Here is a 26,066-nt window from a genome sequence, read left to right as displayed (position 1 = left end):
GAACGGGTGGTCCGATCCCCGCCGGACCGGCTCAGCGGGTGGCCCCGGCCCGCCACCGCTGGTCGGTCCGGCCGGAGTCCGCCCCGACGAGCACCACCGCGTCGCCCCCGCCCGGCGTCACCGCCCGCTCGGGGGCGATGCCCGGGTGGACCACGCCGCGCGCGTCCACGGCGAACCGCAGGTTCTGGCCGTTGCGCCCGTCGACGGAGTCGCACTCCCAGATGCCGACGCCCTTGTCGACGGAGCCGCGGCTGTCCAGGCAGAAGTCGTCGTCGGCGTACGACTGGACCACCCCGCGCCCGGCGTCGGCCCGCCACAGCTGGGTCGGGGAGGAGGTACAGGGCGCCGTCACCACGTCCGTGCCCTTCTCCAGGGCGCCGTCGATGTCCAGGCACCGGCCCGAGGCGACGTTCACCACCTGGGCGTACGTGCCGTCCGGCGCCCGGTACGACGGCGCGGAGGGCGTCGGCGACGGCCGCACCGTGCGCGACGGCGTCGGACTCGGCGCAGGAGAGGGCGATCCCGGGGCGACCGAGGGGGAGGACGAGGGCGTGGGGGAGGCGGACGGCGTCGCGGGGACGGTGGCCGTCACCGTCACCGGCGGCGGTCCGGCCGGGGAGCGGGACGACGCGTTCGCCGCCGGATGGGACGGGGCGTCGTCCGGTGACAGCAGCAGGAAGAGCAGCGGAGCCAGGGCCACGCCCAGGGCCGCCGAGGCCAGGGCGAAGCGGCGGGAGGGCGGCCAGGCCCCGGGCAGCGCGAGCGGAGCGCCGGCGCCCGGCGCCTCGGGCTCCCGTGCCGGGTACGCCGTACCCGCCCACGGCAACAGGCCCTCGGCCAGGGCGGTGCGGGGGGAGTCGCGCAGGGTGTGCTGCTCCTCGTGGGCCGCCGTGCAGTGCGGACAGTGCGCCATGTGCGCGTGCAGGTCGGGGCTGTCCCGTGGGCTGTCCGGCCGTACCGACTCCTCGATGAGGCGCCGGAAGTCCACACAGCGGGGGTCGTCCGAGGCCGTCAGCCGGTACCGCAGGCAGGCCTGGGCCAGTGACTGGAGCGCGGGGGCCGTGCCGTACGTGACGTCCTGGCCGCCGAGGCCCAGCAGCGCGGCGGTGCGGTCGGTGGGCTCTTGCTCCACCACGTCGTACCAGAGCAGGCCCTGAGCGCGGGACGGCAGCGAACGGAAGGCCGTGAGCAGGGGCGGGACCGGGCAGCCGGGACCCCCGGTGTTCAGGACGAGGAGCAGACCCGGGTCCAGTCCGGCGGAGCGCTCGTCGGCCGCCCACTCGGCCGCGACCTCCCCGGTGAGGAGCAGCAGACGGTGCCGCCACGGCCCGCCCGTGTCCGTGCCGCGGACCGCCTGGCGGGCCGCCAGCGTGAAGGCCCGGGCGGCCAGTTGGCGCGCCGCCGAATCCCCGGCCGCGCACAGGCGCGCGTAGGCGAGTACCGACGGCTGGTGGCGCGCGCGGAGTTCCCGGAGCGCCGGGTAGGCGGTGGGTGTGTCGGCGTGGAGCAGTTCGGTCAGCCGCGCGTCGGAAGCGCCGGCGTACCACTCCTCCCCGGCCCGGTCACCGCTGTCGGTCCTGTCGCCCCGCGCCATCCGTCCGCCTCCTCGCACCACGCCGCAGCACCGCGCCGGTGCTGACGTACCGGCCAGTTTGGAGGGTGCTCATAGTGGTGGAACGGGACCCGGGTGGAAAGAGGTGTCCCCGGGTAACAGGCGGTGGTTCCGAACGGCGAACCGGATCCGCGAGGGCAACCCGAAGGGGGGCGGCCCGTATTCGGACCGCCCCCCTGGAGGGCAAGCGTCACCCGGTGAGGATCACTGGACCATGGCTGGCCTACTCCTCGACCGTGAGCCCCTTGCGCAGCTTCACGAGGGTCCGCGACAGCAGACGCGAGACGTGCATCTGGGAGATGCCGAGTTCCTCGCCGATCTCCGACTGGGTCATGCCCGCGACGAAGCGGAGGGAGAGGATCTTCCGGTCCCGGGAGGGCAGCTCGGCGATCAGCGGCTTCAGCGACTCGACGTACTCGATGCCCTCGAGACCGTGGTCCTCGTAACCGATCCGGTCGGCCAGCGCGCCCTCGGCGTCGTCCTCCTCCGGCTGGGCGTCCAGCGAGGAGGCGGTGTAGGCGTTGGAGGCGGCCATGCCCTCGACGACCTCGTCCTTGGACAGGCCCAGGTGCTCGGCCAGCTCCGTCACCGTGGGGGCGCGGTCGAGGCGCTGGGCCAGCTCGTCGCCGGCCTTGGCCAGGTCGAGGCGCAGCTCCTGGAGGCGGCGCGGGACGCGCACGGACCACGAGGTGTCACGGAAGAAGCGCTTGATCTCGCCGATGATGGTCGGCATCGCGAACGTGGGGAACTCCACACCACGCGACAGCTCGAAGCGGTCGATCGCCTTGATCAGGCCGATCGTGCCGACCTGGATGATGTCCTCCATCGGCTCGCTGCGCGAGCGGAAACGGGCGGCGGCGAACTTGACCAGCGCGAGGTTGAGCTCGACGAGCGTGTTGCGTACGTACGCGAACTCGTGGGTGCCCTCCTCCAGCGACTCCAGCCGCTCGAAGAGGGTCCTGGACAGGGCCCGGGCGTCGGCGGGAGCGACCTCGTCGTACGCGGGGATGTCCGGAAGCCCGGCGAGTGCGTCGTCGTCGGGTGCGACGACCGCGTCGTGGTGCTCGATGGGATCCAGATGTTCCGGAGGGAGTGTCGACGTCGCTTCCTGGGTACGCGATCCGTCGAGCCGGGGTGACATGATGTCCTCCATCGTTCTCGGCATACGGCTGCCGAAGCCAGTTACGTGCACTGCGGTGTGCGGCGCCTCCAAAGCCGGCCGTGTCGGTTTACGTGTCTTACTAGCCCTACCGGGTTTACCGAGCCCACCGCAAGTGTGTTCTGTGTGGGTATGTCCGTTTGTGTGCGGTTGTTCGGGTGTCGGAGTGCGGTGGGAAGGCGTAGTGTTCGAGGGCGTCAGCAAGCAGTCACGACCTCGGGAGAGAGAAACGGCATGGACCGCGGGACGGTCGGCAGTGCCCAGTCGGGCCGGCTTCTGGTCGAAGTACGGGAAGAGGGCCCCAGTGCCGTCGTGACACCGGCGGGTGAGTTGGATCACCACACCGCCGATCTGTTGCGCGAGCCGCTGGAGGACTGTCTCGCCAAGGGATTCAACCGGCTCGTCGTCGACTGCTCGCGCCTGGAGTTCTGCGACTCCACGGGACTCAACGTCCTGCTCGGCGCGCGGCTGAAGGCGGAGGCCGCGGGGGGCGGTGTGCACCTGGTGGCCATGCGGCCGGTGGTGGCTCGCGTGTTCGAGATCACGGGGGCCGAGGCGGTCTTCACCCTCCATGACACGCTTGAGGCCGCGCTGGCCGACCAGTCCGGCTGAGCTGCTCCTTGTCCGGCCGACGGCGGATTCGGGCGCTCCCTGGGGCGGGCGTGCCCGCCTCGCCCCGAGTTCCGTGGCGAATACAGGGGTGTTCGGACGGTCCGGTCGGGCAGGAGACTCCCTGAACTGACTGTGTACGACGTACGACTTTGAAACGTGAACTGGTGAATCGGTGAGGTGAAGCGCTGATGAGCACCACCCGGCCCTACTCGCCGGGCGACCGCGGTCCGGAGCCCAGCGGCGCTTCCGGGGCGTCCGCGTCCGCGCCGGTGCCTTCTTCGGGGGTTTCCGCGGCTCCCGGGGCGGCGTCCGCGCCCACGGCTGCCTCCGCTTCCGGGGGCGGTGGGCGCCAGGCCCGCAGACTGAGCTTCGAGGACGCGAGCGGGGTCGTCCCGCTGGCCCGTGACTTCACCCGCGAGGCGCTGTACGCCTGGGGCTGGCTGCCGTCCGCCACCGCGGACCAGCGGGCCGCCGCCGAGGACGTGCTGCTCGTGGTGTCCGAGCTGGTCACCAACGCGTGTCTCCATGCGGAGGGCCCGGACGAGCTGTGGATCACCTGCGAGAAGAAGGTGATCCGGCTGGAGGTCTCCGACCGGGGGACCGGGCAGCCGGCGCCGCGTACGCCGCACCGGGCCGGGCGTCCAGGTGGGCACGGCATGTTCATCGTGCAGCGGCTGTGCCTGGACTGGGGTGTGGTGCGGACGCCGGGGGTGGCGGGGAAGCGGGTCTGGGCGGAGCTGGGGGCGCCGGGGTAGGGGCGGAGGTTTCCCACCTGCCCACCCACCCACTCACCCGCCCGTCTCGGCAGGTCAAGCGGTGACCCTCGCGGGGCTCCGCCCCGGACCCCGGGCTGCTCGGGGCGTCTGCCGCAGCCGTTCCGGCTCCGTCCCGACCCGTCTGATCCGCTTCGTCGGCTTTACGTCTGCCCCGGCCCGCGCAGGCCGTCTCACTCGGAGGCGCTGGCTCTGTCGCCCCGCGTCTGCTCCTGACCTAGTAAGGCCCGCTTCGCGGCGTGGTCCCCTGGTCGTGTGTCTGGCCTTGGTCCTTGGCGGCGGCTGCCGGGTCTGCGGCTGCTCTTGGTCTCGCGGGGCCCACTGTGCGGTGTCGGAGCCCTCGGTCGTGTGTCTGGCCTCGGTTCTTGGCGGCGGCTGCTGGGTCTGCGTCTGCTCTTGGTCTCGCGGGGCCCACTGTGCGGTGTCGGCGCCCTCGGTCGTGTGTCTGGCCTCGGTTCTTGGCGGCGGCTGCCGGGTCTGCGTCTGCTCTTGGTCTCGCGGGGCCCACTGTGCGGTGTCGGCGCCCTCGGTCGTGTGTCTGGCCTCGGTCCTCGGGGGCGGCTGCCGGGTCTGCGTCTGCTCTTGGTCTCGCGGGGCCCACTGTGCGGCGTCGGAGCCCCCGGTCGTGCGTCCGTGCCCCTGGGCCTTCGCGGTCCCGCTTTGCGGCGTCGCCTTCCGGTCGGCCTTGCCCTTGCCCCGGGCCCCTGCTGGTTCTTCCCGTATCGAGGCTGCGGCTTGGTCGGGGGCCCTGGGGTCGGCCCTGGGCCCGCTCCAGGGCCTTGCCGGCCCTGGTCCGTGGCTGTGGCTCGGTCGGCCTTGTGCCGTACTGGGGCCCCACCGACCCCGCTCCGGGGCTGCGGCTTTGCCCCCCGCCTGCCCGTGCCCTGGGGCCCCGCCAGGCCCGCTCCACCGGCGCTGCAACTGCCCCCGCCGGACCTCACACAACGTCTCCCCGACGCCAGGTAGGTGCGTCCCCGTGCCCGTCCGTCCGCCAAGCCCCTCGCTGCTCACGCCGAGCGCATGATCTCAAGGGCCCCGCCGCGCGGTCCCGCCCGCACAGCGGCCCGCAAACGCCCGAAGGGCCACCGCACCCACCCGGGATGCGGTGACCCTTCTCGGATCTCAGAGCCGTACGGCCAGGCCCGCAGGGCTCAGCGGACGTCGCCCATGAGTTCCTTGACGCGCTTGCGGTACGTCCAGATCGCGACACCGGCGAGGACGGCCAGGGCGGCCTCCGCGGCGACGATGCCCGTCTTGTTGAGGTCGACGCCGGCGATGGAGAGCAGGCCGGTCGTGGCGTCACCGGCGGTGACGGCCAGGAACCAGACGCCCATCATCTGCGAGGCGTACTTCACCGGCGCCATCTTCGTGGTGACCGAGAGGCCGACCGGGGAGAGCATCAGCTCACCGCAGGTCTGGACGAAGTAGATCGCCACCAGCCACAGCGCGGCCGCCTTGTGGCCGCCGTCCGCGATGGCCAGCGGGGCCAGGAAGAGGAAGAAGGACGCGCCGACCAGCACCAGGCCGAACGAGAACTTCACGATCGTGCTCGGCTCCTTGCCGCGGCGGGCGAGCGCCAGCCAGACCGTGGCGAAGACCGGGGCCAGGGCCATGATGATGACCGGGTTGACCGACTGGAACCAGGAGACCGGGAACTCCCAGCCGAAGACGCTGGTGTCGGTCGAGGAGTCGGCGAAGATCGCCAGGGTCGAACCGCCCTGGTCGTAGATCATCCAGAAGACGGCCGCGGCGACGAAGAACCAGATGTACGCCGACATCTTGGACTGCTCGGTGCGGTCCAGCTCCTTGTCGCGCTTGATGCGGGTCAGCACCAGCACCGGGACGATCACACCGAGCAGCGTCAGCGGGACCAGAATCCAGTTCAGGGTGTAGGCACCGGAGAAGCCGACGATCGCGTAGAAGACGACGGCGAGCGCGGCCCAGAACGCGGCCTTGCGCAGCGTGGAGGTCTTCTCCTCCACCGAAAGCGGCTTCGGCACGACGCTGGAGTGCGGGGCCAGGTGGCGGCTGCCGAGCAGGAACTGGAGCACGCCCAGACCCATGCCGACCGCGGCGAGCGCGAAGCCCAGGTGCCAGTTGACGCTCTCACCGATGGTGCCGATGATCAGCGGCGCCGCGAAGGCACCGAGGTTGATGCCCATGTAGAAGACGGTGAAGCCACCGTCGCGGCGCGGGTCGTCGGGGCCGCTGTAGAGCTGGCCGACCATCGTGGAGATGTTGGCCTTGAGCAGACCCGAGCCGATGGCGACCAGGCCGAGGCCCGCGAAGAACGTGCCGGAGGACGGCAGCGCCAGCGTGAGGTGGCCGAGCATGATCACACCGCCGGCGACGGCGACGGTCTTGCGGGGGCCCCAGACGCGGTCGCCGAACCAGCCGCCAGGCATCGTGAGCAGGTACACCAGGGAGAGGTACACCGAGTAGATCGCGGTCGCGGTGCCGGCGTTCATGCCGAGGCCACCGGGAGCCACCAGGTACAGCGGGAGCAGAGCCCTCATGCCGTAGTAGGAGAAACGCTCCCACATCTCGGTCATGAAGAGAGTGGCCAGTCCGCGGGGGTGGCCGAAGAAGGTCTTCTCGGACCCGGGGGTGCCCGGGGTGACCGAGTCCTTCGTCAGGCTGGACGCCATGGTCGATCCTTGCTGGTCGGGACGCGCTCATGAGGCGATGCGCGCCCGGTGGGGGGCGGCCGGCACCGGCGGCCTTCCCCGCCCGTCCCACGCCTGAGGGATTCCGCTCCGGATTGCGAAGCGGTGGGCGGCGGCCACCGGGATCCACGCCTCGCGTACGTCACTGCACGCGGTGAGGCCCGGCCACAGGTCATTCCTTTCAAGGCCGACCGTGGGGGTCGACCCGCACACAAAAGAGACCTTCAGCGTCGAACAGTCGCCAAAGGTCCTCTGGGTGCTACAGGCGCTGATTCACCATACGGCAGGACACCGCCCGGTATGGAAGGACTTGAGACACGGATCACAGGTAGGACTGGAACCGCGAACGATCATTCGAAGGTCCATTCCAGGATGGCACCCCGCACCCGCAGGTCGAGGAGCGGGGTGCGCCGGGCCGCTCGCCGACCGGATGTCCGGCTTGTCCACAGCTGGGGTGCGGGCGCGGGAGCCTTGGGACGATCACGGCCCGGGCCCTGCTCCGGGCGGACTACCATCGGCTCATGACCCGTGTACTGCTCGCCGAGGACGACGCGTCCATCTCGGAGCCGCTGGCCCGCGCACTGCGCCGGGAAGGGTACGAGGTCGAGGTGCGTGAGGACGGACCCGCCGCACTCGACGCCGGGCTGCGGGGCGGCATCGACCTGGTCGTGCTGGACCTCGGCCTGCCGGACATGGACGGGCTGGAGGTCGCCCGCCGGCTGCGGTCGGAGGGGCATGCCGTGCCGATCCTCATCCTGACCGCGCGCGCCGACGAGGTGGACACCGTCGTCGGTCTCGACGCGGGCGCCGACGACTACGTCACCAAGCCGTTCCGCCTCGCCGAGCTGCTCGCCCGGGTCCGCGCCCTGCTGCGGCGCGGTGCCGTCGAGCCCCCGCAGCCGCCCGCCACGCACGGCGTGCGCATCGACGTCGAGTCGCACCGGGCCTGGATGGGCGAGGAGGAGCTCCAGCTCACCGCCAAGGAGTTCGACCTGCTGCGGGTGCTGGTGCGGGACGCGGGCCGGGTCGTCACCCGCGACCAGCTGATGCGCGAGGTCTGGGACACCACCTGGTGGTCGTCGACCAAGACGCTCGACATGCACATCTCCTGGCTGCGCAAGAAGCTGGGGGACGACGCGGCGAACCCGCGCTACATCGCCACCGTGCGCGGCGTGGGTTTCCGTTTCGAGAAGAACTGAGCCCCCGCAGGGCCTGCCCGGGTAAGAGGACATGCGCCGTCGACTGATCCAGTCCACCCTCGCCGTGGTGCTCGTCGTGATCGCCGTCTTCGGCGTCTCGCTCGTCATCGTCGAGACCCGCACGATCAGCAGCACCGCCCAGGAGCGGGTCGACCTGGAGGCCGTGCGGCTGGCCAGCATCGTGGACAGCCGTCTGCTCGGCACCGGCTCCGTGGACGCCGCGTTCCTGCGCGAGCAGATCCGGGACGCCCGGTACGCCGAGATCCGCATCCCCGGCGAGCCGGTCATCGAGGTCGGCAGCCGGCCGACCGGCGAGGTCATCCGCGGCAAGGCCACCGGCGAGGAGGGGGAGACGGTCCTCGTCGAGGAGCCCAGCTCCTCGGTGACCCGCGAGGTCGGCCGGACCCTGCTGATCATCGGGCTGGTGGCGCTGCTCGCGGTGGTCGCGGCGGTGCTGCTGGCCATCCGGCAGGCCAACCGCCTCGCCTCCCCGCTCACCGACCTCGCCGAAACCGCCGAACGCCTCGGCTCCGGCGACCCGCGCCCCCGCCACAAGCGCTACGGCGTCCCCGAGCTGGACCGGGTCGCGGACGTGCTGGACTCCTCCGCCGAGCGCATCGCCCGGATGCTCACCGCCGAGCGCCGCCTGGCCGCCGACGCCTCCCACCAGCTGCGCACGCCGCTGACCGCGCTGTCCATGCGGCTGGAGGAGATCACCCTCACCGACGAGCCGGAGACGGTGAAGGAGGAGGCGACGATCGCCCTGTCGCAGGTGGAGCGGTTGACGGACGTCGTGGACCGGCTGCTGACGAACAGCCGCGACCCGCGCAGCGGCTCCGCCGTCACCTTCGAACTGGACGACGTCATCCAGCAGCAGATCGACGAGTGGCGCCCCGCCTACCGCAGCGAGGGGCGGGCGATCGTCAGCTCCGGCAAGCGGCACCTGACGGCCGTGGGCACCCCGGGCGCGGTCGCCCAGGTGCTGGCCGCGCTGATCGAGAACTCCCTGATGCACGGCGGCGGCACGGTGGCCCTGCGGACCCGGGTGACCGGCAACCAGGCGGTCGTCGAGGTCACCGACGAGGGCGCGGGCGTGCCCGGCGACCTGGGGGCGCGGATCTTCGAGCGGGCGATCAGCGGGCGGAACTCGACGGGCATCGGCCTGGCCGTGGCCCGCGACCTGGCGGAGGCGGACGGCGGCCGGCTGGAGCTCCTCCAGGGCAGGCCCCCGGTCTTCGGCCTGTTCCTGTCCCGCACGCCTCCGCCGAAGAAGTCGTCCGGGGACTCGAAGGACACGGTGCGCTAGGCCTGTCCGGCGGATCATGCCGCAGACGTGAGCCTGGCACGCCCTTCCCCACTGCCTGAAGGGTGCGCGGTGCCCCCAGCGGCGTTGTCGTCGGTTGCCGACTCCCACGCTCGGCTTCGCTCGCGCGGGAGGGGCCCCCATCCCCGCTCACCTGCACTGATCAGGCGCCGTCGGCTTCCTGTGACCTGCCTGATCCGCCGGACAGGCCCTGGCCGCCCTCAGCGGTCACGCGGCCCTCAGCGGTGGGCCGCCGGGGTGCCGTCCGCGGCGCGCACCGCCGTCGGGTGCTCGTGCTCCAGGAAGGTCTCCGCCCGCGTCACCGGCTCCCGGGCCGGCAGGGTGCGGAAGACCCAGCTGCGGTACGACCAGAAGCGGAACAGCGTGCCGATGCCGATGCCGAGGAACTTGAAGATGTTGCTCTGCAGCGGGCTGTCCCAGCCGAAGCCGTACGTCGCCGTGTAGAGGACGCCGTTCTCGATCACCAGCCCGACCGCGCTGAACAGCAGGAACAGCGACATCTCGCGGGTACGGCCGCTCTTGTCGCGGTCCCGGTAGGTGAAGTAGCGGAAGCCCAGGTAGTTGAAGACGATCGCGACGATCGTCGCGATGATGCTTGCCCGCACCACCGCGAGGTCGGTCACGTGCCGCACCAGGTTGAAGACCAGCAGGTTGACCAGCACACCCGCGCCGCCCACCGCGCCGAACTTCACGACCTCGCGGACCAGTCGGTCGATCCGGTCCCGCAGCGCGCCGCGGGGGCCGGGGGCAGCCGGGGGAGCCGTATGAGCACCCGAGGAACCATGTCCCATGGTCGTGCAGGCCCCCGTCCGTCGGTTGGCGTCAATCCGTTCATGCTAACCACCCGGACGCGCGATCTTCCTGCGGACGGACCCGGGACGAGGGCCCGGGGCCGCGGGAAGGGCCGGGAAACGGCCGGTAAACATGTGGGCCCCCCGCGGCCGATACGCTATGGGTGTGACGTTCCCCGTAGTCGGCATGGTCGGCGGTGGCCAGCTCGCTCGTATGACACACGAGGCGGGCATCCCGCTCGGCATCAGGTTCAAGCTCCTCAGCGACACTCCCCAGGATTCCGCGGCGCAGGTCGTGAACGAAGTCGTCGTCGGCGACTATCGCGATCTGGACACGTTGCGCGAGTTCGCGCGCGGCTGTGACGTGATCACCTTCGATCACGAGCACGTGCCGACCGAGCACCTCAAGGCCCTGGAGGCGGACGGCATCCCCGTGCGCCCCGGCCCCGAGGCGCTCGTGCACGCCCAGGACAAGGGCGTGATGCGCGCGAAGCTCGTCGAGATCGGCGTGCCCTGCCCGCGCCACCGGATCGTGCGCGATCCGGCCGACGTGGCCGCCTTCGCGGCGGAGGGCGCCGCCGAGGGCGACGGTTTCCCCGTCGTCCTCAAGACGGTCCGCGGCGGGTACGACGGCAAGGGGGTGTGGGTCGTGGACTCCGTGGAGGAGGCAGCCGAGCCCTTCCGCGCCGGGGTGCCCGTGCTGGCGGAGGAGAAGGTGGACTTCGTCCGCGAGCTCGCCGCCAACGTGGTCCGCTCCCCGCACGGCCAGGCGGTGGCCTACCCCGTCGTCGAGTCCCAGCAGGTCAAGGGCGTGTGCGACACGGTGATCGCCCCCGCCCCCGGCCTGGAGGAGGGCTTGGCCCTCCAGGCCGAGGAGATGGCGCTCAGCATCGCCAAGGAACTGGACGTCGTCGGTCACCTGGCCGTCGAGCTGTTCCAGACCCGCGACGGCCGCATCCTCGTCAACGAACTGGCGATGCGCCCGCACAACTCCGGCCACTGGTCGATGGACGGCGCGATCACCTCGCAGTTCGCCAACCACGTCCGCGCCGTCCTCGACCTCCCGCTCGGCGACCCCCGCCCGCGCGCCAGGTGGACGGTGATGGTCAACGTCCTCGGCGGCGACTTCCCCGACATGTACTCCGCGTACCTGCACTGCATGGCCCGCGACCCGCAGCTCAAGATCCACATGTACGGCAAGGACGTGAAGCCCGGCCGCAAGGTCGGCCACGTCAACACCTACGGCGACGACCTCGACGACGTGCTGGAGCGCGCCCGTCACGCTGCCGGCTACCTGAGAGGGACGATCACCGAATGAGCCAGGCCAGCCCGGTCAGCCCGGTCGTGGGCATCGTCATGGGGTCGGACTCCGACTGGCCCGTCATGGAGGCCGCCGCCAAGGCCCTCGACGAGTTCGAGATCCCCTACGAGGTCGACGTCGTCTCCGCGCACCGCATGCCGCACGAGATGATCGCGTACGGCGAGCAGGCGGCCGGACGCGGACTGAAGGCGGTCATCGCGGGCGCGGGCGGTGCCGCCCACCTGCCCGGCATGCTCGCCTCCGTCACCCCGCTGCCGGTCATCGGCGTGCCGGTGCCGCTGAAGTACCTGGACGGCATGGACAGCCTCCTGTCCATCGTGCAGATGCCGGCCGGCGTGCCGGTCGCGACCGTCTCGGTCGGCGGCGCCCGCAACGCCGGGTTGCTGGCCGCCCGCATCCTCGCCGCGCACGACGAGGAGCTGCTGGCCCGGATGCGCGAGTTCCAGCAGGAGCTCAACGACCAGGCCACCGAGAAGGGCAAGCGGCTGCGCAACAAGGTCGCGGGCTCGGCGGCCGGCTTCGGCTTCGGGAAGTGAACCGGATGACGTCCCTGGACCAGGCCCGGGAGCTGCTGCGCGAGTTCCCCGTCGTCGACGGCCACAACGACCTGCCGTGGGCGCTGCGCGAGCAGGTCCGCTACGACCTCGACGCCCGCGACATCGCCGCCGACCAGTCCGCCCACCTGCACACCGACCTGGCCCGGCTGCGCTCCGGCGGCGTCGGCGCGCAGTACTGGTCGGTGTACGTCCGCTCGGACCTGCCCGGCGCGGTGACGGCGACGCTGGAGCAGATCGACTGCGTACGGCGGCTCATCGACCGCCACCCGGGCGAGCTGCGGGCCGCGCTGACCGCCGCCGACATGGAGGCCGCGCGCACCGAGGGACGTATCGCCTCCCTCATGGGCGCCGAGGGCGGCCACTCCATCGACAACTCGCTGGCCACCCTGCGCGCCCTGTACGCGCTCGGCGTGCGCTACATGACGCTCACCCACAACGACAACGTGGCGTGGGCGGACTCGGCGACCGACGAGCCCGGCGTCGGCGGCCTGTCGGCCTTCGGCCGCGAGGTCGTGCGGGAGATGAACCGCGAGGGCATGCTCGTCGACCTCTCGCACGTGGCGGCGACGACGATGCGCGACGCGCTGGACACCTCCACCGCGCCGGTGATCTTCTCCCACTCCTCCTCCCGGGCCGTCTGCGACCACCCGCGCAACATCCCGGACGACGTGCTGGAGCGGCTGCCCGCCAACGGCGGCGTGGCGATGGTGACGTTCGTGCCGAAGTTCGTGCTCCAGGCCGCCGTGGACTGGACGGCCGAGGCCGACGACAACATGCGCGCGCACGGCTTCCACCACCTCGACTCCAGTGCCGAGGCGATGAAGGTGCACGCCGCCTTCGAGGAGCGCGTCCCGCGCCCCGTCGCCACCGTGTCCACGGTCGCCGACCACCTCGACCACATGCGCGAGGTCGCCGGCGTCGACCACCTAGGCATCGGCGGCGACTACGACGGCACGCCCTTCACCCCGGACGGCCTCGACGACGTCTCGGGCTACCCGAAACTCGTCGCCGAACTCCTCGACCGCGGCTGGTCCCGGGCCGACCTGGCCAAGCTGACCTGGAAGAACGCGGTGCGGGTGCTGGGCGACGCGGAGGACGTGGCCCGCGGGCTCCGGGCGACGCGGGGGCCGTCCAACGCGTCCCTGGAGGAACTGGACGGCTGAGCCGCGGGGCGGCGGGGCGGGCCGCCGCCCCGCTTCCCGGCCGGGTGGGGCGCCCGTACCCCCGAACGCCCCACCCACCAGGAAGCCCTTACCGCGCCGTGCGACGGTGACCGTAACGCACGACGACCGTACGGAGCCCGCCATGGCAGACCTCCAGGACGACCTGCACACCAGCACCGAGGCCGCCGGGCTCGACGACCTGCCCGTGTCGTCCGCCGCCGAGGTCGTTCCCCCGGAGCCCTACGCGCCCGTGTCCGACCCGGACGACGAGCCGCTGACCCGGGCGCACGCCGTGCTGGCCGCCCACCCGGTCGCCGACGGCTACAGCGGCCTGCCCCGGGCGCTCAAGCACCTGCCCTGGTACGACCTGGAGCTCGGCGAGACCGCCGTCGACACCGACGTGCCGCGGCTGCGCGAGGGGCACGTGGGCGCGCTGTTCTGGTCGCTGCACCTGCCCGACGCCGTCGACGGGGACCGGGCCGTCGGCGCGACCCTGGAGCAGCTGGACCTGATCAAGACGGTCGTGCGCGCCCACCCGGAGGGCCTGCGCCTCGCCCACGACGCCGGGCAGGCCATCGACGCCCGCAACTGCGGCCGGGTCGCCGTGCTGCCGGGCCCCGCGGGCGCCGCCGCCGTCGGCGACTGCCTCGGCATCCTGCGCTCCCTGCACGCGCTCGGCGTGCGCGTGCTCACCCTCACCGGCGCGAGTTGGGCGAGCGAGGCGGGGCTGACCCGGTTCGGCGAGGAGGTCGTGCGCGAGATGAACCGGCTCGGGGTGATCGCCGACCTCTCCGGCGCCTCGCCCGAGACCGTCCGCCGCACCTTCGCCGTCTCCAAGGCGCCCGCGCTGTGCACCCGCTCCGCCGCCCGTGCCCTGCGCCCCCACCCCGCCAACCTCCCCGACGACCTGCTGGTGGAGCTGGGCGCGGCCGGGGGCCTGTGCATGGTGCCGCTGACCGCGGAGCAGACCGGCCCGACCGTCCGGGACGTCGCCGACCACCTCGACCACGTCCGCTCGGTGGCCGGCCCGCAGAGCGTCGGCCTGTCCGGCACCTACGACTCCGGAACCGCGCACCCGCTGGAGCTGGGCGACGCCTCCTGCTACCCGCGGCTCATCGCCGAGCTGCTGCGCCGTGGCTGGGACGAGGCGGACGTGGCCTTGCTGACCTGGGGCAACGTCCAGCGCGTACTGCGCGGTGCGGCCTTCACCGCCCGCGCGGCCCAGTCGCGCCGGGAGCCGTCGACGGCGACGATCACCGACCTCGACGGCTGAGGCGCCCTCGGGCTCAGGCGTGCTCGATCCGGCACAGGCAGAACGGATGCCCCGCCGGATCGGCGTACACCATGAAGCCCTTCTTCTCCCGGTCCTCCAGGTCGAGGGGCCGGGCACCGAGCGCGAGCACCTTCTCGTGCGCCGCGTCCATCTCCTCCCAGGTCGCCCCGCCGTCGAAGTCCAGGTGGAGCTGCTGGGCGTTGCGGTCGGAACGCGGCCACTCCGGAGGGGTGAGCTCCGCCACCCGCTGGAAGGACAGCCGCGGCCCGCCCGGCACCTCGAGCACAACCCAGTCGGGGTCCCGCTCATCGGGTGTGCCGCCCCCGACCTGTGCGTAGAAACGGGCCAGCTCGGTCGGCTCGGTGCAGTCGACGACGACGGAACGGAAATGTGCCGCGGGTGCCATGAGGCCCTCCCGAAGTGGACGACAGGGGTTGTGTTCAGCAGGCGCAGAGGCAGAACGGGTGCCCGGCCGGATCCGCGTAAACCCGGAAGGAGCGGGAGCGGTCCTCCGCGTCCAGCGGCCTCGCGCCCAGCTCCAGCACGGCCTTCTCCGCCGCGTCCAGGTCCTTCACGTCGAGGTCGAGGTGGAACTGCTGCGCCCCGTCGGCGGCGGGCCACTTGGGCGGTACGTACTCGGGGGCGCCCTGGAAGGCCAGCGTCCGTCCGCCGGGCAGGTTCAGGTCGACCCACTCGTCCTGGCCGTCGCTCTTGTCCTCGACGGTGCCGCCGAGGACGTCGGCGTAGAAGCGGGCCAGGGCGTGGGGGTCGGGACAGTCCAGGACGACGGCGCCCAGTTCGGCGACAGCCATGGCTTCCTCCTTGAAGTCCGCGGTCCGCGTCGACCGCGTGGTTACCCGTAAGGTCCGGTTAACCGGTAACGGTTACTCCATGCTCGCCCATTGGCGGTAACGTCGCAAGCATGAGTGACAGATCGCCCGCACCGGGGGGCTTGGATCTGGTCGAGAAGCTGGTGAACACGATCGACCTCGAGACCGGCGCCGACTCGCTGGACACACCGCAGGGCCGGGCGGGTCTCGGTCTCACGGAGGACGACGTGCCCGGGGCGCGGGAGCTGCGCGAGTCCCTGCGCGCGGTCCTGCTCGCCCACGCCGGCCACCCGCCGCACCGCACGGTGACCCCGCTCGGCGACCTGCTGGCCGCCGCCCCGCTGGTGGTGACCGTCGACCCGGCCGACGGTACCGCCGCCCTCGCCGCGGCCCGGGACGGCTCCCTGACCGCCCGCGTCGCCGCCGCCGTCGCCGAGGCACTGGTCGCGGGCACCTGGACCAGGCTCAAGGCGTGCGAGGCGGCCGACTGCCACTGGGCGTACTACGACCGCAGCCCGGCCGGCCGCGGCCGCTGGTGCTCGATGCAGGTGTGCGGGGCACGCGCCAAGATGCGCCGGTACCGGGCCAGGGGGACGTGAGGAACGCAGCGATTCACCGGCCGCGAGGCCGGTGCCTGGGGCAGAATGCGGACGACGCCGGTTCGGCCGACTGAGCCTCGGCCGAACCGGCGTCGTCCTTCGCGCCGCGTGATGGTCAGGCCGTCGGACGGCCCATCGCCCGGTACGTCCACCCGGCCTTGCGCCAGGCCACCGGGTCCAGGGCGTTGCGCCCGTCCAGGAGCACCCGGGCCGCCACGGCCTCGCCCAGCGCCTGGGGGTCCAGCTCGCGGAACTCCCGCCACTCGGTGAGGTGCAGGACGACGTCGGCGCCCCGCACCGCCTCCAGCGCGGAGTCGGCGTACCCGAGCGTCGGGAACAGCCGCCGGGCGTTGTCCATGCCCTTCGGGTCGTACACCGTCACCTGCGCGCCCTGGAGGTGGACCTGCCCGGCCACGTTCAGCGCGGGGGAGTCCCGGACGTCGTCCGAGTCGGGCTTGAAGGTGGCGCCGAGCACCGCGACCCGCTTGCCCAGGAACGGGCCGCCGCCCAGCGCCTGCCGGGTCAGCTCCACCATCTGGCCGCGCTGGCGCATGTTGATCGAGTCGATCTCGCGCAGGAAGGTCAGTGCCTGGTCGGCGCCCAGCTCACCGGCGCGCGCCATGAACGCCCGGATGTCCTTGGGCAGACAGCCGCCGCCGAAGCCGATCCCGGCCCGCAGGAACTTCTTCCCGATCCGGTCGTCGTACCCGATGGCCTCCGCCAGCTTGGCGACGTCGCCGTCCGCGGCCTCGCACACCTCGGCCATGGCGTTGATGAAGGAGATCTTGGTGGCGAGGAAGGAGTTCGCGGAGGTCTTCACCAACTCGGCGGTCGGGAAGTCGGTGACGACGAAGGGCGAACCCTCCGCGACCGGCGTCGCGTACACCTCGCGCAGCAGCCGCTCCGCCCGCTCGCTGCGCACACCGGCCACGATCCGGTCCGGGTGCAGCGTGTCCTTCACGGCGAAGCCCTCGCGCAGGAACTCCGGGTTCCAGGCCAGCTCGGCCTCGTCCCCGGCCGGGGCGTGCGCGGCGAGGTAGGCGGCCAGCCGGTCGGCGGAGCCCACGGGCACGGTGGACTTGCCGACGACCAGCGCGGGCCCCGTCAGGTGCTCGGCCAGCGACGCCAGCGCGGATTCGACGTACGACATGTCACAGGCGTACTCGCCGTGCTTCTGCGGCGTGTTCACGCACAGGAAGTGCACGTCGCCGAAGGCGGCGACCTCGGCGAAGTCGGTGGTGAAGCGCAGCCGCCCGCTGGACCCCTCGATCCCGGCGACGTGCTTGCCCAGCAGCTCCTCCAGCCCCGGTTCGTACATCGGGACCGCGCCCCGCTGGAGCATCTCGATCTTCTCCGGCACCACGTCCAGGCCCAGCACCTCGAAACCGAGCTCGGCCATGGCCGCCGCATGGGTGGCGCCGAGATAACCGGTGCCGATCACGGTGATCCTGAGGGCCATGGGTGCTCCAGACGTACGGCGTGGGGTGCGCGCCCGAGCATATCCGGGGCGCCGGGAAAGCCTCGCGGTCGGCTGTCGTCAAGCTCACCTATCCACGAACCGGGGCAGGCTCTAAAATTTGGGTTACTTAACGGTAGTTAGCGTGCCCAGCATCACAGCGTTTTGGAGCGTGAGAGACCTTGGCCGGATCGGCTGACTTCGACCTGTACCGCCCGTCCGAGGAGCACGACATGCTCCGCGACGCCGTCCGCTCCCTGGCCGAGGCGAAGATCGCGCCGTACGCCGCCGCGGTGGACGAGGAGGCCCGCTTCCCGCAGGAGGCGCTCGACGCCCTGACCGCGAACGACCTCCACGCGGTCCACGTCCCCGAGGAGTACGGCGGCGCGGGCGCCGACGCGCTCGCCACGGTGATCGTCATCGAGGAGGTGGCCCGCGCCTGCGCGTCGTCCTCCCTGATCCCGGCCGTGAACAAGCTCGGCTCCCTCCCGGTGATCCTCTCCGGCTCCGAGGAGCTGAAGAAGAAGTACATGACCCCGCTCGCCAAGGGCGACGGCATGTTCTCCTATTGCCTCTCCGAGCCCGACGCGGGCTCCGACGCGGCCGGCATGAAGACCAAGGCCGTCCGCGACGGCGACCACTGGATCCTCAACGGCGTCAAGCGCTGGATCACCAACGCCGGCGTCAGCGAGTACTACACGGTGATGGCCGTCACCGACCCCGCCAAGCGCTCAAAGGGCATCTCCGCCTTCGTCGTCGAGAATTCCGACGACGGCGTCTCCTTCGGCGCCCCGGAGAAGAAGCTCGGCATCAAGGGCTCGCCGACCCGCGAGGTCTACCTCGACAACGTCCGCATCCCCGCCGACCGCATGATCGGCGCGGAGGGCACCGGCTTCGCCACCGCGATGAAGACGCTGGACCACACCCGCATCACCATCGCCGCCCAGGCCCTCGGCATCGCCCAGGGCGCCCTCGACTACGCCAAGGGCTACGTCCAGGAGCGCAAGCAGTTCGGCAAGCCGATCGCCGACTTCCAGGGCATCCAGTTCATGCTCGCCGACATGGCCATGAAGATCGAGGCCGCCCGCCAGCTCACCTACGCCGCCGCCGCCAAGTCGGAGCGCGGCGACAGCGACCTGACCTTCCAGGGCGCCGCCGCCAAGTGCTTCGCCTCCGACGTGGCCATGGAGGTCACCACGGACGCCGTCCAGCTCCTCGGCGGCTACGGCTACACCCGTGACTACCCGGTGGAGCGCATGATGCGCGACGCGAAGATCACGCAGATCTACGAGGGCACCAACCAGGTCCAGCGCATCGTCATGGCGCGCAACCTGCCGTAGGGCCCCACACGGCATGAGCGGCGGCCCTGTTCCTTCCGGGCCGCCACTCATGGCCGACGGTACGGGCGCGGGAGAGCGCCGGACCTCGCGATGTCGTGCGCGGCGGTCAGCGGTAGTACGTCAGCGGTAGTACGTCAGCGGTAGTACCCCTCGACCACGGTCCGTACCTCGTCGAACAGCGCGGGGCCGTCCTGCGGCACGGGCGGCCGGCCGCTGCCCGGCCTGATGTCCAGGAGCTGCTCGCCGGACAGGGCGAACACCACTCGGCGCAGCCCTGCCCACTGGATGACGGCCTCGCACATCCCGCACGGCTGGCAGCTGGTGTACATCGTGGTCCGCGCCGCCGTGGCCGCGTCCAGGTTCCGGGCGGCCCACCTCGCCAGCTTCAGTTCCGGGTGCGCGGTGATGTCCCGGTCGGTGAGGGTCGTGTTGTGCTCCTGTGCCAGCACCGTCCCGTCCGGCCCCGCCAGCAGGGAGCCGAACGGCGGGTTGCCGCTTGCGCGTGCCATGTCCGCGAGTTCGATGGCCCGCCGGAGGAGGGCGTGGTCGCCGGGCGTGGTCATGGCTGCTCCGTTCCGGTGTGGGGCGGGGCGTGGGGCGCGGAGAAGTGCGCGGCCACGGTCGCGAGGGCCTGCCGGGCCGCATGCGGGTGGCAGGTCTCGCGGGGGTCGCCCTGATAGGTGTCGAGGACGACGGACTCCGCGCCCAGCAGCCGCAACTGGTCGAGGTCGTCCATGACCTGCTCGATGGTGCCCTCACCGGCGAGCCGTTCCGGCCCGACGACCGGAGCGGCGGTGAGCCGGAGGGCGATCCTGGGCGCGAGGGCGGGCACGGGCAGGTGCTGCGCCTTGGCGTACGCCTCCAGCCGGGCCACGGCTTCGCGCAGCCACGGCAGGGTGGGGCGCAGCGGATGCCATGCGTCGCCGAGCCGTACGGCCCGGCGCAGCCCCGCGTCGCTGTTGCCGCCCACCCACACCGGGACCCGCCGCTCTCCGTAGGAGGCGGTGTCCGCCCAGGCCGCCCGGATGTCCCGGAGGTGGTCGTCGGTCAGCCGCCCACGCTGCTCGAAGGGGACACCGAAGGCGGCGAACTCCTGCCGTGCCCAGCCCACCCCCACGCCGAGGACGAGTCGGCCGCCGCTCAGCTCGTGCAGGTTGGCCGCCGTACGGGCGGTGAGCAGCGGGTGCCGGTAGGGGGCGATCAGGACCGTCGTCCCGAGCCTGATGCGGATGGTCAGACCGGCCAGCCAGGACAGGGTGGTGAAGGGCTCGTAGAAGGGGGCGGGGTAGCGCTCGGCGACGTCGGGCGTGATGGCTACGTGGTCCGAGACCATCAACAGGTCGAAGCCCAGGCCCTCCACGGTCTGGGCCCAGCTCCGCAGGATTCCGGGGTCGGTGCCGGGGCCGAAATTGAGGACGTTCACTCCGATCTTCACGAGGCACAACCCTAGGCGCGGCGCGTGGGCTGCCAGAAGGGATTCCCGCCTGTTCAGGGGCGGTTGCGCCGTGGATCCGCCGGTAGATTGGGCGGATGACCGAGAGCCTCGACGCAACGGACTGGGCCATCCTGGCGGAGCTCCAGCGGGACGGCCGGATCGCGTTCACGGAACTGGCCCGGCGGGTGAACCTGAGCGCGTCGGCGACCAAGGAACGGGTGCGGCGGCTCGAGGCGGCCGGGGTGATCACGGGGTACCGGGCGGAGGTGGACCTGGAACGGACCGGGCACCCGGTCATGGCGGTGGTCCGGCTCAAGTACCCGGGGCCGGGGGCCCGGCACGAGCCGTTGCGCCGGCTGCTCGGTGAGCGCCCGGAGATCCTGGAATGCCTGCGTACCACCGGCGACGACTGCTACGTCATGAAGGTGGCGACCACGTCGATGGCCCACCTGGAGAAGGTCGTCGACGAACTCGCCGAGTTCGGGAGCACGACCACCAACCTCGTCCTCAGCCGCACGCTCGCGTTCCGCGGCCCGGAAGTGCCCCGGGTGGATACCGGTAGGCAGGCGTGAGCACTTCGACTGTCAGTGTCCTCGGGGCGCTCGAATGAGCGCTTGGATGACAGTTGGGTGTGGGTTGTTCGCGGGGTGCGGGGGGATGGTCAGGGGCGGGGGGAGGCTTGGGCCACGTACGAGGTGAAGTCCGCCCACGTGGTCGGGAGCAGCGCGAGTCGGGGACCGACCGGGTTCTTGGAGTCGCGAACCAGGATCTTGGTCGGGCCGACGGCTATCTCGACGCAGTTCGAGCCGTCGGGGCTGTAAGTGGACTTCTGCCAGATGAGGGGATGCACGGCGTTCCTGTTCAAAGGCTCTGGGCGATGTGTTCGATGAACTTGCGTGACGCGGCTGGGTCGAGCGCGCAGGTCTCCATACGGTCCAGGAGGTTCCGGTACTTCGAGAGTTGGGCCTCAGCGTCCAGGAACTCGCAGCCTCCGTGGTGGGTGTCCAACTGGACGGTGTCGAGTTGGGGGACCGGGCCGACCGCGTAGTCGAAGGGCTGGCCGTTTCCGGGAAAGTGCGGCGAGGCGTAAGGGATGACCTGAACGGTGATGTTGTCCTGCTCGCTCAGTTCGAGGACGTGGAGCAGTTGAGCGCGGGCGACATCCGGCCCGCCGTACTGCATGCGCAGTGCCGCTTCGTGTACCAGGGCGGTGTAGGGGAGCCCTCCGGCGCGGTGGAGGACCTCCTGCCGCTTGATGCGATACGAGAGGCGGTGTTCGAGCTCATAGGCACGAAAGGGTGGAGCCGCTTCCCTGAGCATCGCCCGGACGTGATCGGTGGTCTGCAACAGGGCGGGGATGTGAAGCGCGAGAGCCACGCGCAGCGCGGTCGCGTGGTGCTCCAGTTCGGCGAGGTCGATCAGTCCGACGGGGAGGTAGTCCCGGTACTCGTCCCACCAACCGCGAATGCGGCCGCCCGTCATGCCGACCAGCGCCTCCACCAGCGCCTCGTCGGGGCAGCTGTACGCGCGTGCGAGAGTGCGCACCCGGTCCGCACCGACGGCGTAGCGGCCCGACTCGATGCTGCTGACCTGCGCCTGTTTGAGGCCGAGGAGTGTCGCTGCGGCGGTCGAGGTCAGGCCCGACTGCTCACGCAGTTTGCGCAGTTCCACGCCGAGACGTTGCTGGCGCAGGGTGGGCGGGGTGCTGGGCGGCACGGTCCTTCTCTCCTCGCGGCGCGCTCCCTCGCGTCACTCACACGGGGGAAATGTAAATCCTCTGCTCTGTTCGATGTTAACTATCACATCGAACCCTCTATGGTGAGTCTCGCTCCACCGCCCAACCTCCCGCCCCGTTAAGCCGGAAGCGCACCCCTCGGGCACAGCCACCGCGCGGCGCGGCCGTTGGGCACGTCGATCCCCTCTCTCCAGGAGGCCCCTCCATGGGCACCGTATCCCTGTCCGACACCTGGGCGTACGCCCTCCGCCTGCCTCACGACCCCAGAGCCGCACGCGTCGCACGCATGACCGTACGTGCCGCCCTCGGCGGACACGGTCGGCACGAAGTGCTGGACACCGTCGAGCTGTTGACGTCCGAGATGGTCACCAACGCCTACCGGCACACGCGCGGACCCTGTTCGCTACGGCTCACCGCGCTGAGCGACGGACGGCTGCGGGTCGGCGTGTGGGACAGCCACCCGCACATCCCCGCCCCCTTCGCGCAACCGCCGGACGGCGGCCGTACGGCTGTCGTCCCGCCGGAGACCGCAGACGGCGGACGCGGACTGCACCTCGTACAGGCGTGTGCCGACTCGTGGGGCGGCTGGTCACTCGGCGACGACCCGCTCGGCCGCGGCGCCGGAAAGCTGCTCTGGTTCGAGGTGAGGTGTGTCCAGACCGCCCCGGGGGCGGTCAGTCCTCGTACCCCTCCGCGACCCGCCGCTCCCGCAGCTCCATGATCGCGCGGCGGCGGGCCAGGCGGTGGGTGCGGCGGATCTGGGCCTCCTGGTAGCGGCGCTTGTCCTTCTCGGTCTCGGGGAGGACCGGCGGGACCGTGCGGGGCTTGCCGTCGGCGTCCACGGCGGCGAAGACCAGGTAGGCCGAGCCGACCTGGGTGGCGGGCGTGGACTCGTTCCAGCGCTCGGCCATGACCCGCACGCCGACCTCCATGGAGGAGCGGCCGGTCCAGTTGACCTGGGCCTTCACATGGACGAGGTCGCCGACGCGGACCGGTTCGAGGAACGCCATCTCGTCCATGGACGCGGTGACGGCGGGGCCGCCGGAGTGCCGTCCGGCCACGGCGCCCGCCGCGTCGTCCACCAGCTTCATGATCACCCCGCCGTGCACGGTGCCCAAAAGGTTGGTGTCGCTGTGGGTCATGATGTGGCTCAGGGTGGTGCGGGACGCCGAGGTCGGCTTGCCCGGGATCTCCGGAGTCGCCGACCGCGCGGCCGAGGCCTGTTCTGCCTGGTCTGTCATGGCCTCCACCTTATGCCGGGACGACAGGCGCGTAATTTGTGTCAGCTTCGCAACAGCGCCGCCCCTATTTTCCGACGACCCTTGTACGGCCCTCAGGGCGGACCGGCACACTGGTGCGCATGAACGATTGGCCCGAGGGATGGTCCGGTGACAACCGCGGCGGCGGGTACGGACGCGGCAGCGCGAGCGCGCGGCCCGAGAGCGCCCGTGTGATGCGTCAGGTCCGTCGCGGCGCGCCGCGGTCGCCGTCCGGCCCGGGCCCGTCGGCCCCGCCGTACGGCGCCGGGGTGCCGCAGCAGCCGTCGTACGTCGACGGGCAGGGCCACGGGGGCTACGACAGCGGCTACAACACGGGTCAGGTCTACGGCAGCCCCGGTGGCCGGGGCCCCGCGGGTCCGGGCCCGCGCCAGGGGGAGGGCCGTCCCGCGCCCGACTGGCGGCGGCGGATCAAGTGGACCGCGATCACCGTGGTGACCGCGCTGGTCGTGACCACCGTCGGCACCTACTTCTGGGCCGACTCCAAGCTCAACCGCGAGGTCGACCTCTCCAAGGTCATCGAGCGGCCCGAGGCCGGCGAGGGCACCAACTACCTGATCGTCGGCTCCGACAGCCGCGAGGGCATGACCGACGAGCAGAAAAAGGACCTGCACACCGGTTCCGCCGAGGGCAAGCGCACCGACTCGATGATGATCCTGCACACCGGGGACAACGGGTCGACGCTGATCTCCCTGCCCCGCGACTCCGACGTCGAGATCCCGAGCTTCGTCGGCTCCGAGTCCGGCAAGAAGTACGAGGGCACCGGCCGGCACGTGAAGCTGAACGCCGCGTACGCGGAGGACGGCCCGGAGCTGCTGGTGCGCACCATCGAGTACAACACCGGGCTGCGCCTGGACCACTACGTCGAGATCGGCTTCGCCGGCTTCGCGAACATCGTGGACTCGGTCGGCGGCGTCGAGATGGACATCCCGCAGGACATCAAGGACCCGAAGTCCGGCGCCGACTTCCAGAAGGGCAAGCAGACCCTGAACGGCGAGGAGGCCCTGGCCTTCGTCCGCACCCGGTACGCGCTGGCCGGTTCCGACCTGGACCGCACGAAGAACCAGCAGAAGTTCCTGTCGGCGCTGGCCAACCAGGTGGCCACCCCGTCGACCGTGCTGAACCCCTTCAAGCTGTACCCGACGATGGGCGCCGGCCTGGACTCCCTGATCGTCGACAAGGAGATGGGCCTGTTCGACCTGGCGAGCATGTTCTGGGCGATGAAGAGCGTCAGCGGCGGCGACGGCACGTCGATGAACATGCCGGTCTCGGGCAGTGTCGGCTCCAACCTCAAGTGGGACGACGCCGCGGTGAAGGAGCTGGTCGAGCAGCTGAAGAACGACGAGAAGGTCACCGTGAAGGGCAACTGAGCCCGTCGCCGGTCACTGCTTGCCGCAGACCACCTCGTCGCCCCGCACCACCGTGCCCGGCTCCCGCGGCGGGTCCGCCGGCCTCACCTTCACGACCTCCTCGAAGCCGGCGCCCGCGATCACCTTCAGCGTCGGGCCCTGGCCCTTGACCGGCCGCAGCTCGCTGCCGGGCAGCGCGGCGGCCAGTGACTTCGCCGAGCGGTCCCAGCGGGGGTCGAAGGCGACGACGGTCCGCTCGACCGAGCGGTCGGTGGCGTTCCTGGGCGCCTTGGTGGTGCGGAAGCCGGTCGCGGCCAGCGCGTCGTCCACGCGTCTGCCGAGCCCCGGAGTACGGGTGCCGTTCTCCACCTGGACCCGGATCTGCTTCGGGTCCACCGGGACCCGGAGGGGCGCCGGGCCCTTCGGCTTCGGCTTCGGCGCGGCCAGCGGCTCGTCCTCGCGCAGGGCGTCGAAGATCCGCCCCGACTCGGCGGGGTCCCACTTCAGGGTCGAGCCGACGCCCTTGACGGCGTAGCCCATCTGCCCGATCGGCACGGTGGTGAACTCGGAGGAGGAGGGCGAGAAGTTCCGCATCGCCCGCCCCAGTGCCAGCATCTCGTCGGTGCCGAAGCCCTTGTCGGCCCGCACCGAGCCCAGCACGGCCTGGGTGACGTCCCGGAACTTCAGCGGGTTCAGCAGCAGCCCCGAGGACGTCGCCCGGTCGATCAGGGCGGCCAGGAAGCGCTGCTGGCGCTTCATCCGGCTCAGGTCGGAGGCACCGTCGAGGTGCCGGGCGCGGACGTACTGCAGCGCCTGCCCGCCCATCAGCGTGTGCGTGCCGGCCGGCAGGTCGAGTCCGGTGTGGCTGTCCTTGAGCGGCTCTGCGGTGCAGATCCGCACACCGCCGAGCACGTCCACGGTCTTCATGAAGCTGGTGAAGTCGACCTCCAGGTAGTGGTCGATCTTCACCCGGGTCATCTTCTCGACCGTGCGGATGGTCAGCTGCGGGCCGCCCTCGGCGTAGGCGGCGTTCAGCTTCACCGGGTGCCCCTTGTGCTGCTCGCCGGTGGTGCGGTCGGTGTGGTCGGGCGTCTCGGCGTAGGAGTCGCGCGGCAGGCTGACCACGCTGGCGCGCTTCCGGTCCTCCGAGATGTGCACGATCATGATCGTGTCGGTGCAGTGGCAGGGGGCGCCGCCCAGCCGGTACTTCTGCCGCTGCTCCTCGCTGATCCGGTCGCGGCCGTCGGTACCGACCAGCAGGACGTTCATGCCGTCGCCGGCCCGCGGCCGGTTCTTCATGTCCTTGAAGGCGTCGACCCGCGTGATGTCCGAGTCCAGGCCGGAGAGCACCGCGTGCCCGATCCCGGCCGAGGCGAGCACCACCACCGACAGCGCGGTCACCGCCCGCATGGCCCAGCGCGGCCGCTTCCGCCGTACGGGGGGCCGGGGCGGGCGCCCGGAGGCTCCGCGCTGCGGCGGCGGGACGCCCCGGGACGTGGCGGCCGGGACCCGGGGGGAGCGGGGCGGCGTGGGCAAGGTGACACCTCCGCGGGGGACGGGCCGTGCGGCCGGGCGTGTGATCCGTGAGCACCGTA

At 71.6% G+C, this 26,066-nt stretch carries 26 protein-coding genes; 13 read left to right on the top strand and 13 right to left on the bottom strand.

The annotated features are described in order from the left end of the window. Positions 1-31: 31 nt before the first annotated feature. Positions 32-1,594 carry an RICIN domain-containing protein gene (locus M6G08_RS33820; RefSeq protein WP_272590937.1) on the bottom strand — a complete coding sequence of 521 codons (1,563 nt, stop codon included), beginning with the start codon at positions 1,592-1,594 and terminating at the stop codon, positions 32-34. Positions 1,595-1,835: 241 nt separating this feature from the next. Next, on the bottom strand, positions 1,836-2,765 hold the full coding sequence (locus tag M6G08_RS33815; RefSeq protein ID WP_272590936.1) for an RNA polymerase sigma factor SigF: 930 nt from the start codon (positions 2,763-2,765) through the stop codon (positions 1,836-1,838). A gap of 240 nt (positions 2,766-3,005) precedes the next feature. Here M6G08_RS33815 and M6G08_RS33810 point away from each other — a divergent pair, with 240 nt between their 5' ends. Both M6G08_RS33810 and M6G08_RS33805 read left to right on the top strand, forming a co-directional pair. After that, positions 3,006-3,383 carry an STAS domain-containing protein gene (locus M6G08_RS33810; RefSeq protein ID WP_272590935.1) on the top strand — a complete coding sequence of 126 codons (378 nt, stop codon included), beginning with the start codon at positions 3,006-3,008 and terminating at the stop codon, positions 3,381-3,383. A gap of 188 nt (positions 3,384-3,571) precedes the next feature. Next, complete coding sequence (locus M6G08_RS33805; RefSeq protein ID WP_272590934.1) at positions 3,572-4,138, top strand: ATP-binding protein; 567 nt, start codon at positions 3,572-3,574, stop codon at positions 4,136-4,138. A 1,169-nt stretch (positions 4,139-5,307) separates the two neighbouring features. Here the strand turns inward: M6G08_RS33805 and M6G08_RS33800 are convergent. Next, a complete protein-coding gene (locus tag M6G08_RS33800; protein WP_272590933.1) occupies positions 5,308-6,804 on the bottom strand; it encodes an oligopeptide:H+ symporter in 1,497 nt (498 codons plus the stop codon). Positions 6,805-7,343: 539 nt separating this feature from the next. Here M6G08_RS33800 and M6G08_RS33795 point away from each other — a divergent pair. Together M6G08_RS33795 and draK are read left to right on the top strand one after the other, a co-directional pair. Beyond that, positions 7,344-8,021, top strand: a complete 678-nt coding sequence (locus M6G08_RS33795) for a response regulator transcription factor (RefSeq protein ID WP_272590932.1) — start codon at positions 7,344-7,346, stop codon at positions 8,019-8,021. A 31-nt stretch (positions 8,022-8,052) separates the two neighbouring features. Continuing rightward, positions 8,053-9,327, top strand: a complete 1,275-nt coding sequence (draK, locus tag M6G08_RS33790; protein WP_073729172.1) for a two-component system sensor histidine kinase DraK — start codon at positions 8,053-8,055, stop codon at positions 9,325-9,327. A 236-nt stretch (positions 9,328-9,563) separates the two neighbouring features. Here draK and M6G08_RS33785 read toward each other — a convergent pair whose 3' ends face one another. After that, on the bottom strand, positions 9,564-10,136 hold the full coding sequence (locus M6G08_RS33785; protein WP_272590931.1) for a GtrA family protein: 573 nt from the start codon (positions 10,134-10,136) through the stop codon (positions 9,564-9,566). A gap of 160 nt (positions 10,137-10,296) precedes the next feature. On the opposite strand from M6G08_RS33785, the gene M6G08_RS33780 reads away from it, so the two are divergent. The 4 genes from M6G08_RS33780 to M6G08_RS33765 all read left to right on the top strand — a co-directional run bounded on the left by M6G08_RS33780 (position 10,297) and on the right by M6G08_RS33765 (position 14,450). Further along, on the top strand, positions 10,297-11,454 hold the full coding sequence (locus M6G08_RS33780) for a 5-(carboxyamino)imidazole ribonucleotide synthase (protein WP_272590930.1): 1,158 nt from the start codon (positions 10,297-10,299) through the stop codon (positions 11,452-11,454). Then, the gene (purE, locus tag M6G08_RS33775; RefSeq protein ID WP_029394366.1) at positions 11,451-11,993 is read left to right on the top strand and encodes a 5-(carboxyamino)imidazole ribonucleotide mutase; all 543 of its coding nucleotides are present in this window, start codon (positions 11,451-11,453) and stop codon (positions 11,991-11,993) included. The genes M6G08_RS33780 and purE overlap by 4 nt, the downstream gene beginning before the upstream one ends. Before the next feature lie 5 nt (positions 11,994-11,998). Next, the gene (locus M6G08_RS33770; protein WP_272590929.1) at positions 11,999-13,177 is read left to right on the top strand and encodes a dipeptidase; all 1,179 of its coding nucleotides are present in this window, start codon (positions 11,999-12,001) and stop codon (positions 13,175-13,177) included. A gap of 142 nt (positions 13,178-13,319) precedes the next feature. After that, positions 13,320-14,450 carry a dipeptidase gene (locus M6G08_RS33765; RefSeq protein WP_272590928.1) on the top strand — a complete coding sequence of 377 codons (1,131 nt, stop codon included), beginning with the start codon at positions 13,320-13,322 and terminating at the stop codon, positions 14,448-14,450. Positions 14,451-14,463: 13 nt separating this feature from the next. Here the strand turns inward: M6G08_RS33765 and M6G08_RS33760 are convergent, their stop codons facing one another. After that, the gene (locus M6G08_RS33760; protein ID WP_272590927.1) at positions 14,464-14,856 is read right to left on the bottom strand and encodes a VOC family protein; all 393 of its coding nucleotides are present in this window, start codon (positions 14,854-14,856) and stop codon (positions 14,464-14,466) included. A 34-nt stretch (positions 14,857-14,890) separates the two neighbouring features. Next, positions 14,891-15,262, bottom strand: a complete 372-nt coding sequence (locus M6G08_RS33755; protein ID WP_272590926.1) for a VOC family protein — start codon at positions 15,260-15,262, stop codon at positions 14,891-14,893. 110 nt (positions 15,263-15,372) lie between these two features. On the opposite strand from M6G08_RS33755, the gene M6G08_RS33750 reads away from it, so the two are divergent. Beyond that, entirely contained in the window at positions 15,373-15,879 is a 507-nt protein-coding gene (locus M6G08_RS33750; RefSeq protein ID WP_272590925.1) for a CGNR zinc finger domain-containing protein, read from the top strand. A 115-nt stretch (positions 15,880-15,994) separates the two neighbouring features. On the opposite strand, the gene M6G08_RS33745 is transcribed toward M6G08_RS33750, so the two are convergent. Further along, on the bottom strand, positions 15,995-17,338 hold the full coding sequence (locus M6G08_RS33745; RefSeq protein WP_272590924.1) for a UDP-glucose dehydrogenase family protein: 1,344 nt from the start codon (positions 17,336-17,338) through the stop codon (positions 15,995-15,997). Positions 17,339-17,517: 179 nt separating this feature from the next. Here M6G08_RS33745 and M6G08_RS33740 point away from each other — a divergent pair, with 179 nt between their 5' ends. Then, complete coding sequence (locus M6G08_RS33740) at positions 17,518-18,675, top strand: acyl-CoA dehydrogenase (RefSeq protein WP_272590923.1); 1,158 nt, start codon at positions 17,518-17,520, stop codon at positions 18,673-18,675. Between the two features lie 134 nt (positions 18,676-18,809). Here the strand turns inward: M6G08_RS33740 and M6G08_RS33735 are convergent, their stop codons facing one another. After that, a complete protein-coding gene (locus tag M6G08_RS33735) occupies positions 18,810-19,238 on the bottom strand; it encodes a nucleoside deaminase (RefSeq protein WP_272590922.1) in 429 nt (142 codons plus the stop codon). After that, positions 19,235-20,110, bottom strand: a complete 876-nt coding sequence (locus M6G08_RS33730; RefSeq protein WP_272590921.1) for an LLM class flavin-dependent oxidoreductase — start codon at positions 20,108-20,110, stop codon at positions 19,235-19,237. Before M6G08_RS33730 ends, M6G08_RS33735 begins: the two co-directional genes overlap by 4 nt. 95 nt (positions 20,111-20,205) lie before the next feature. Between M6G08_RS33730 and M6G08_RS33725 the strand changes: the two genes are divergently transcribed. Continuing rightward, positions 20,206-20,682 (top strand): Lrp/AsnC family transcriptional regulator, encoded by a 477-nt coding sequence (locus M6G08_RS33725; RefSeq protein ID WP_272590920.1) that lies wholly within the window; start codon positions 20,206-20,208, stop codon positions 20,680-20,682. 89 nt (positions 20,683-20,771) lie between these two features. Here the strand turns inward: M6G08_RS33725 and M6G08_RS33720 are convergent, their stop codons facing one another. Both M6G08_RS33720 and M6G08_RS33715 read right to left on the bottom strand, forming a co-directional pair. Then, the gene (locus M6G08_RS33720; protein ID WP_272590919.1) at positions 20,772-20,960 is read right to left on the bottom strand and encodes a DUF397 domain-containing protein; all 189 of its coding nucleotides are present in this window, start codon (positions 20,958-20,960) and stop codon (positions 20,772-20,774) included. A gap of 11 nt (positions 20,961-20,971) precedes the next feature. Continuing rightward, positions 20,972-21,826 carry a helix-turn-helix domain-containing protein gene (locus M6G08_RS33715; RefSeq protein ID WP_272590918.1) on the bottom strand — a complete coding sequence of 285 codons (855 nt, stop codon included), beginning with the start codon at positions 21,824-21,826 and terminating at the stop codon, positions 20,972-20,974. A 224-nt stretch (positions 21,827-22,050) separates the two neighbouring features. Here M6G08_RS33715 and M6G08_RS33710 point away from each other — a divergent pair, with 224 nt between their 5' ends. After that, positions 22,051-22,566: an ATP-binding protein gene (locus M6G08_RS33710; protein WP_272590917.1), complete on the top strand. Its 516-nt coding sequence runs from the start codon at positions 22,051-22,053 to the stop codon at positions 22,564-22,566. Here the strand turns inward: M6G08_RS33710 and M6G08_RS33705 are convergent. After that, entirely contained in the window at positions 22,520-23,086 is a 567-nt protein-coding gene (locus tag M6G08_RS33705) for an acyl-CoA thioesterase (RefSeq protein WP_272590916.1), read from the bottom strand. The genes M6G08_RS33710 and M6G08_RS33705 overlap by 47 nt on opposite strands. 119 nt (positions 23,087-23,205) lie before the next feature. On the opposite strand from M6G08_RS33705, the gene M6G08_RS33700 reads away from it, so the two are divergent. After that, positions 23,206-24,492 (top strand): LCP family protein, encoded by a 1,287-nt coding sequence (locus M6G08_RS33700; RefSeq protein ID WP_272590915.1) that lies wholly within the window; start codon positions 23,206-23,208, stop codon positions 24,490-24,492. Positions 24,493-24,504: 12 nt separating this feature from the next. Here the strand turns inward: M6G08_RS33700 and M6G08_RS33695 are convergent, their stop codons facing one another. Next, a complete protein-coding gene (locus M6G08_RS33695) occupies positions 24,505-26,007 on the bottom strand; it encodes an LCP family protein (RefSeq protein WP_443048994.1) in 1,503 nt (500 codons plus the stop codon). Between the last annotated feature and the right edge of the window lie 59 nt (positions 26,008-26,066).

The organism is Streptomyces sp. M92 (genome assembly GCF_028473745.1).
Taxonomy (GTDB): domain Bacteria; phylum Actinomycetota; class Actinomycetes; order Streptomycetales; family Streptomycetaceae; genus Streptomyces.
The sequence above is the reverse complement of the archived record's forward strand: the minus strand, read 5'-3'. Positions and strand labels throughout refer to the sequence as shown.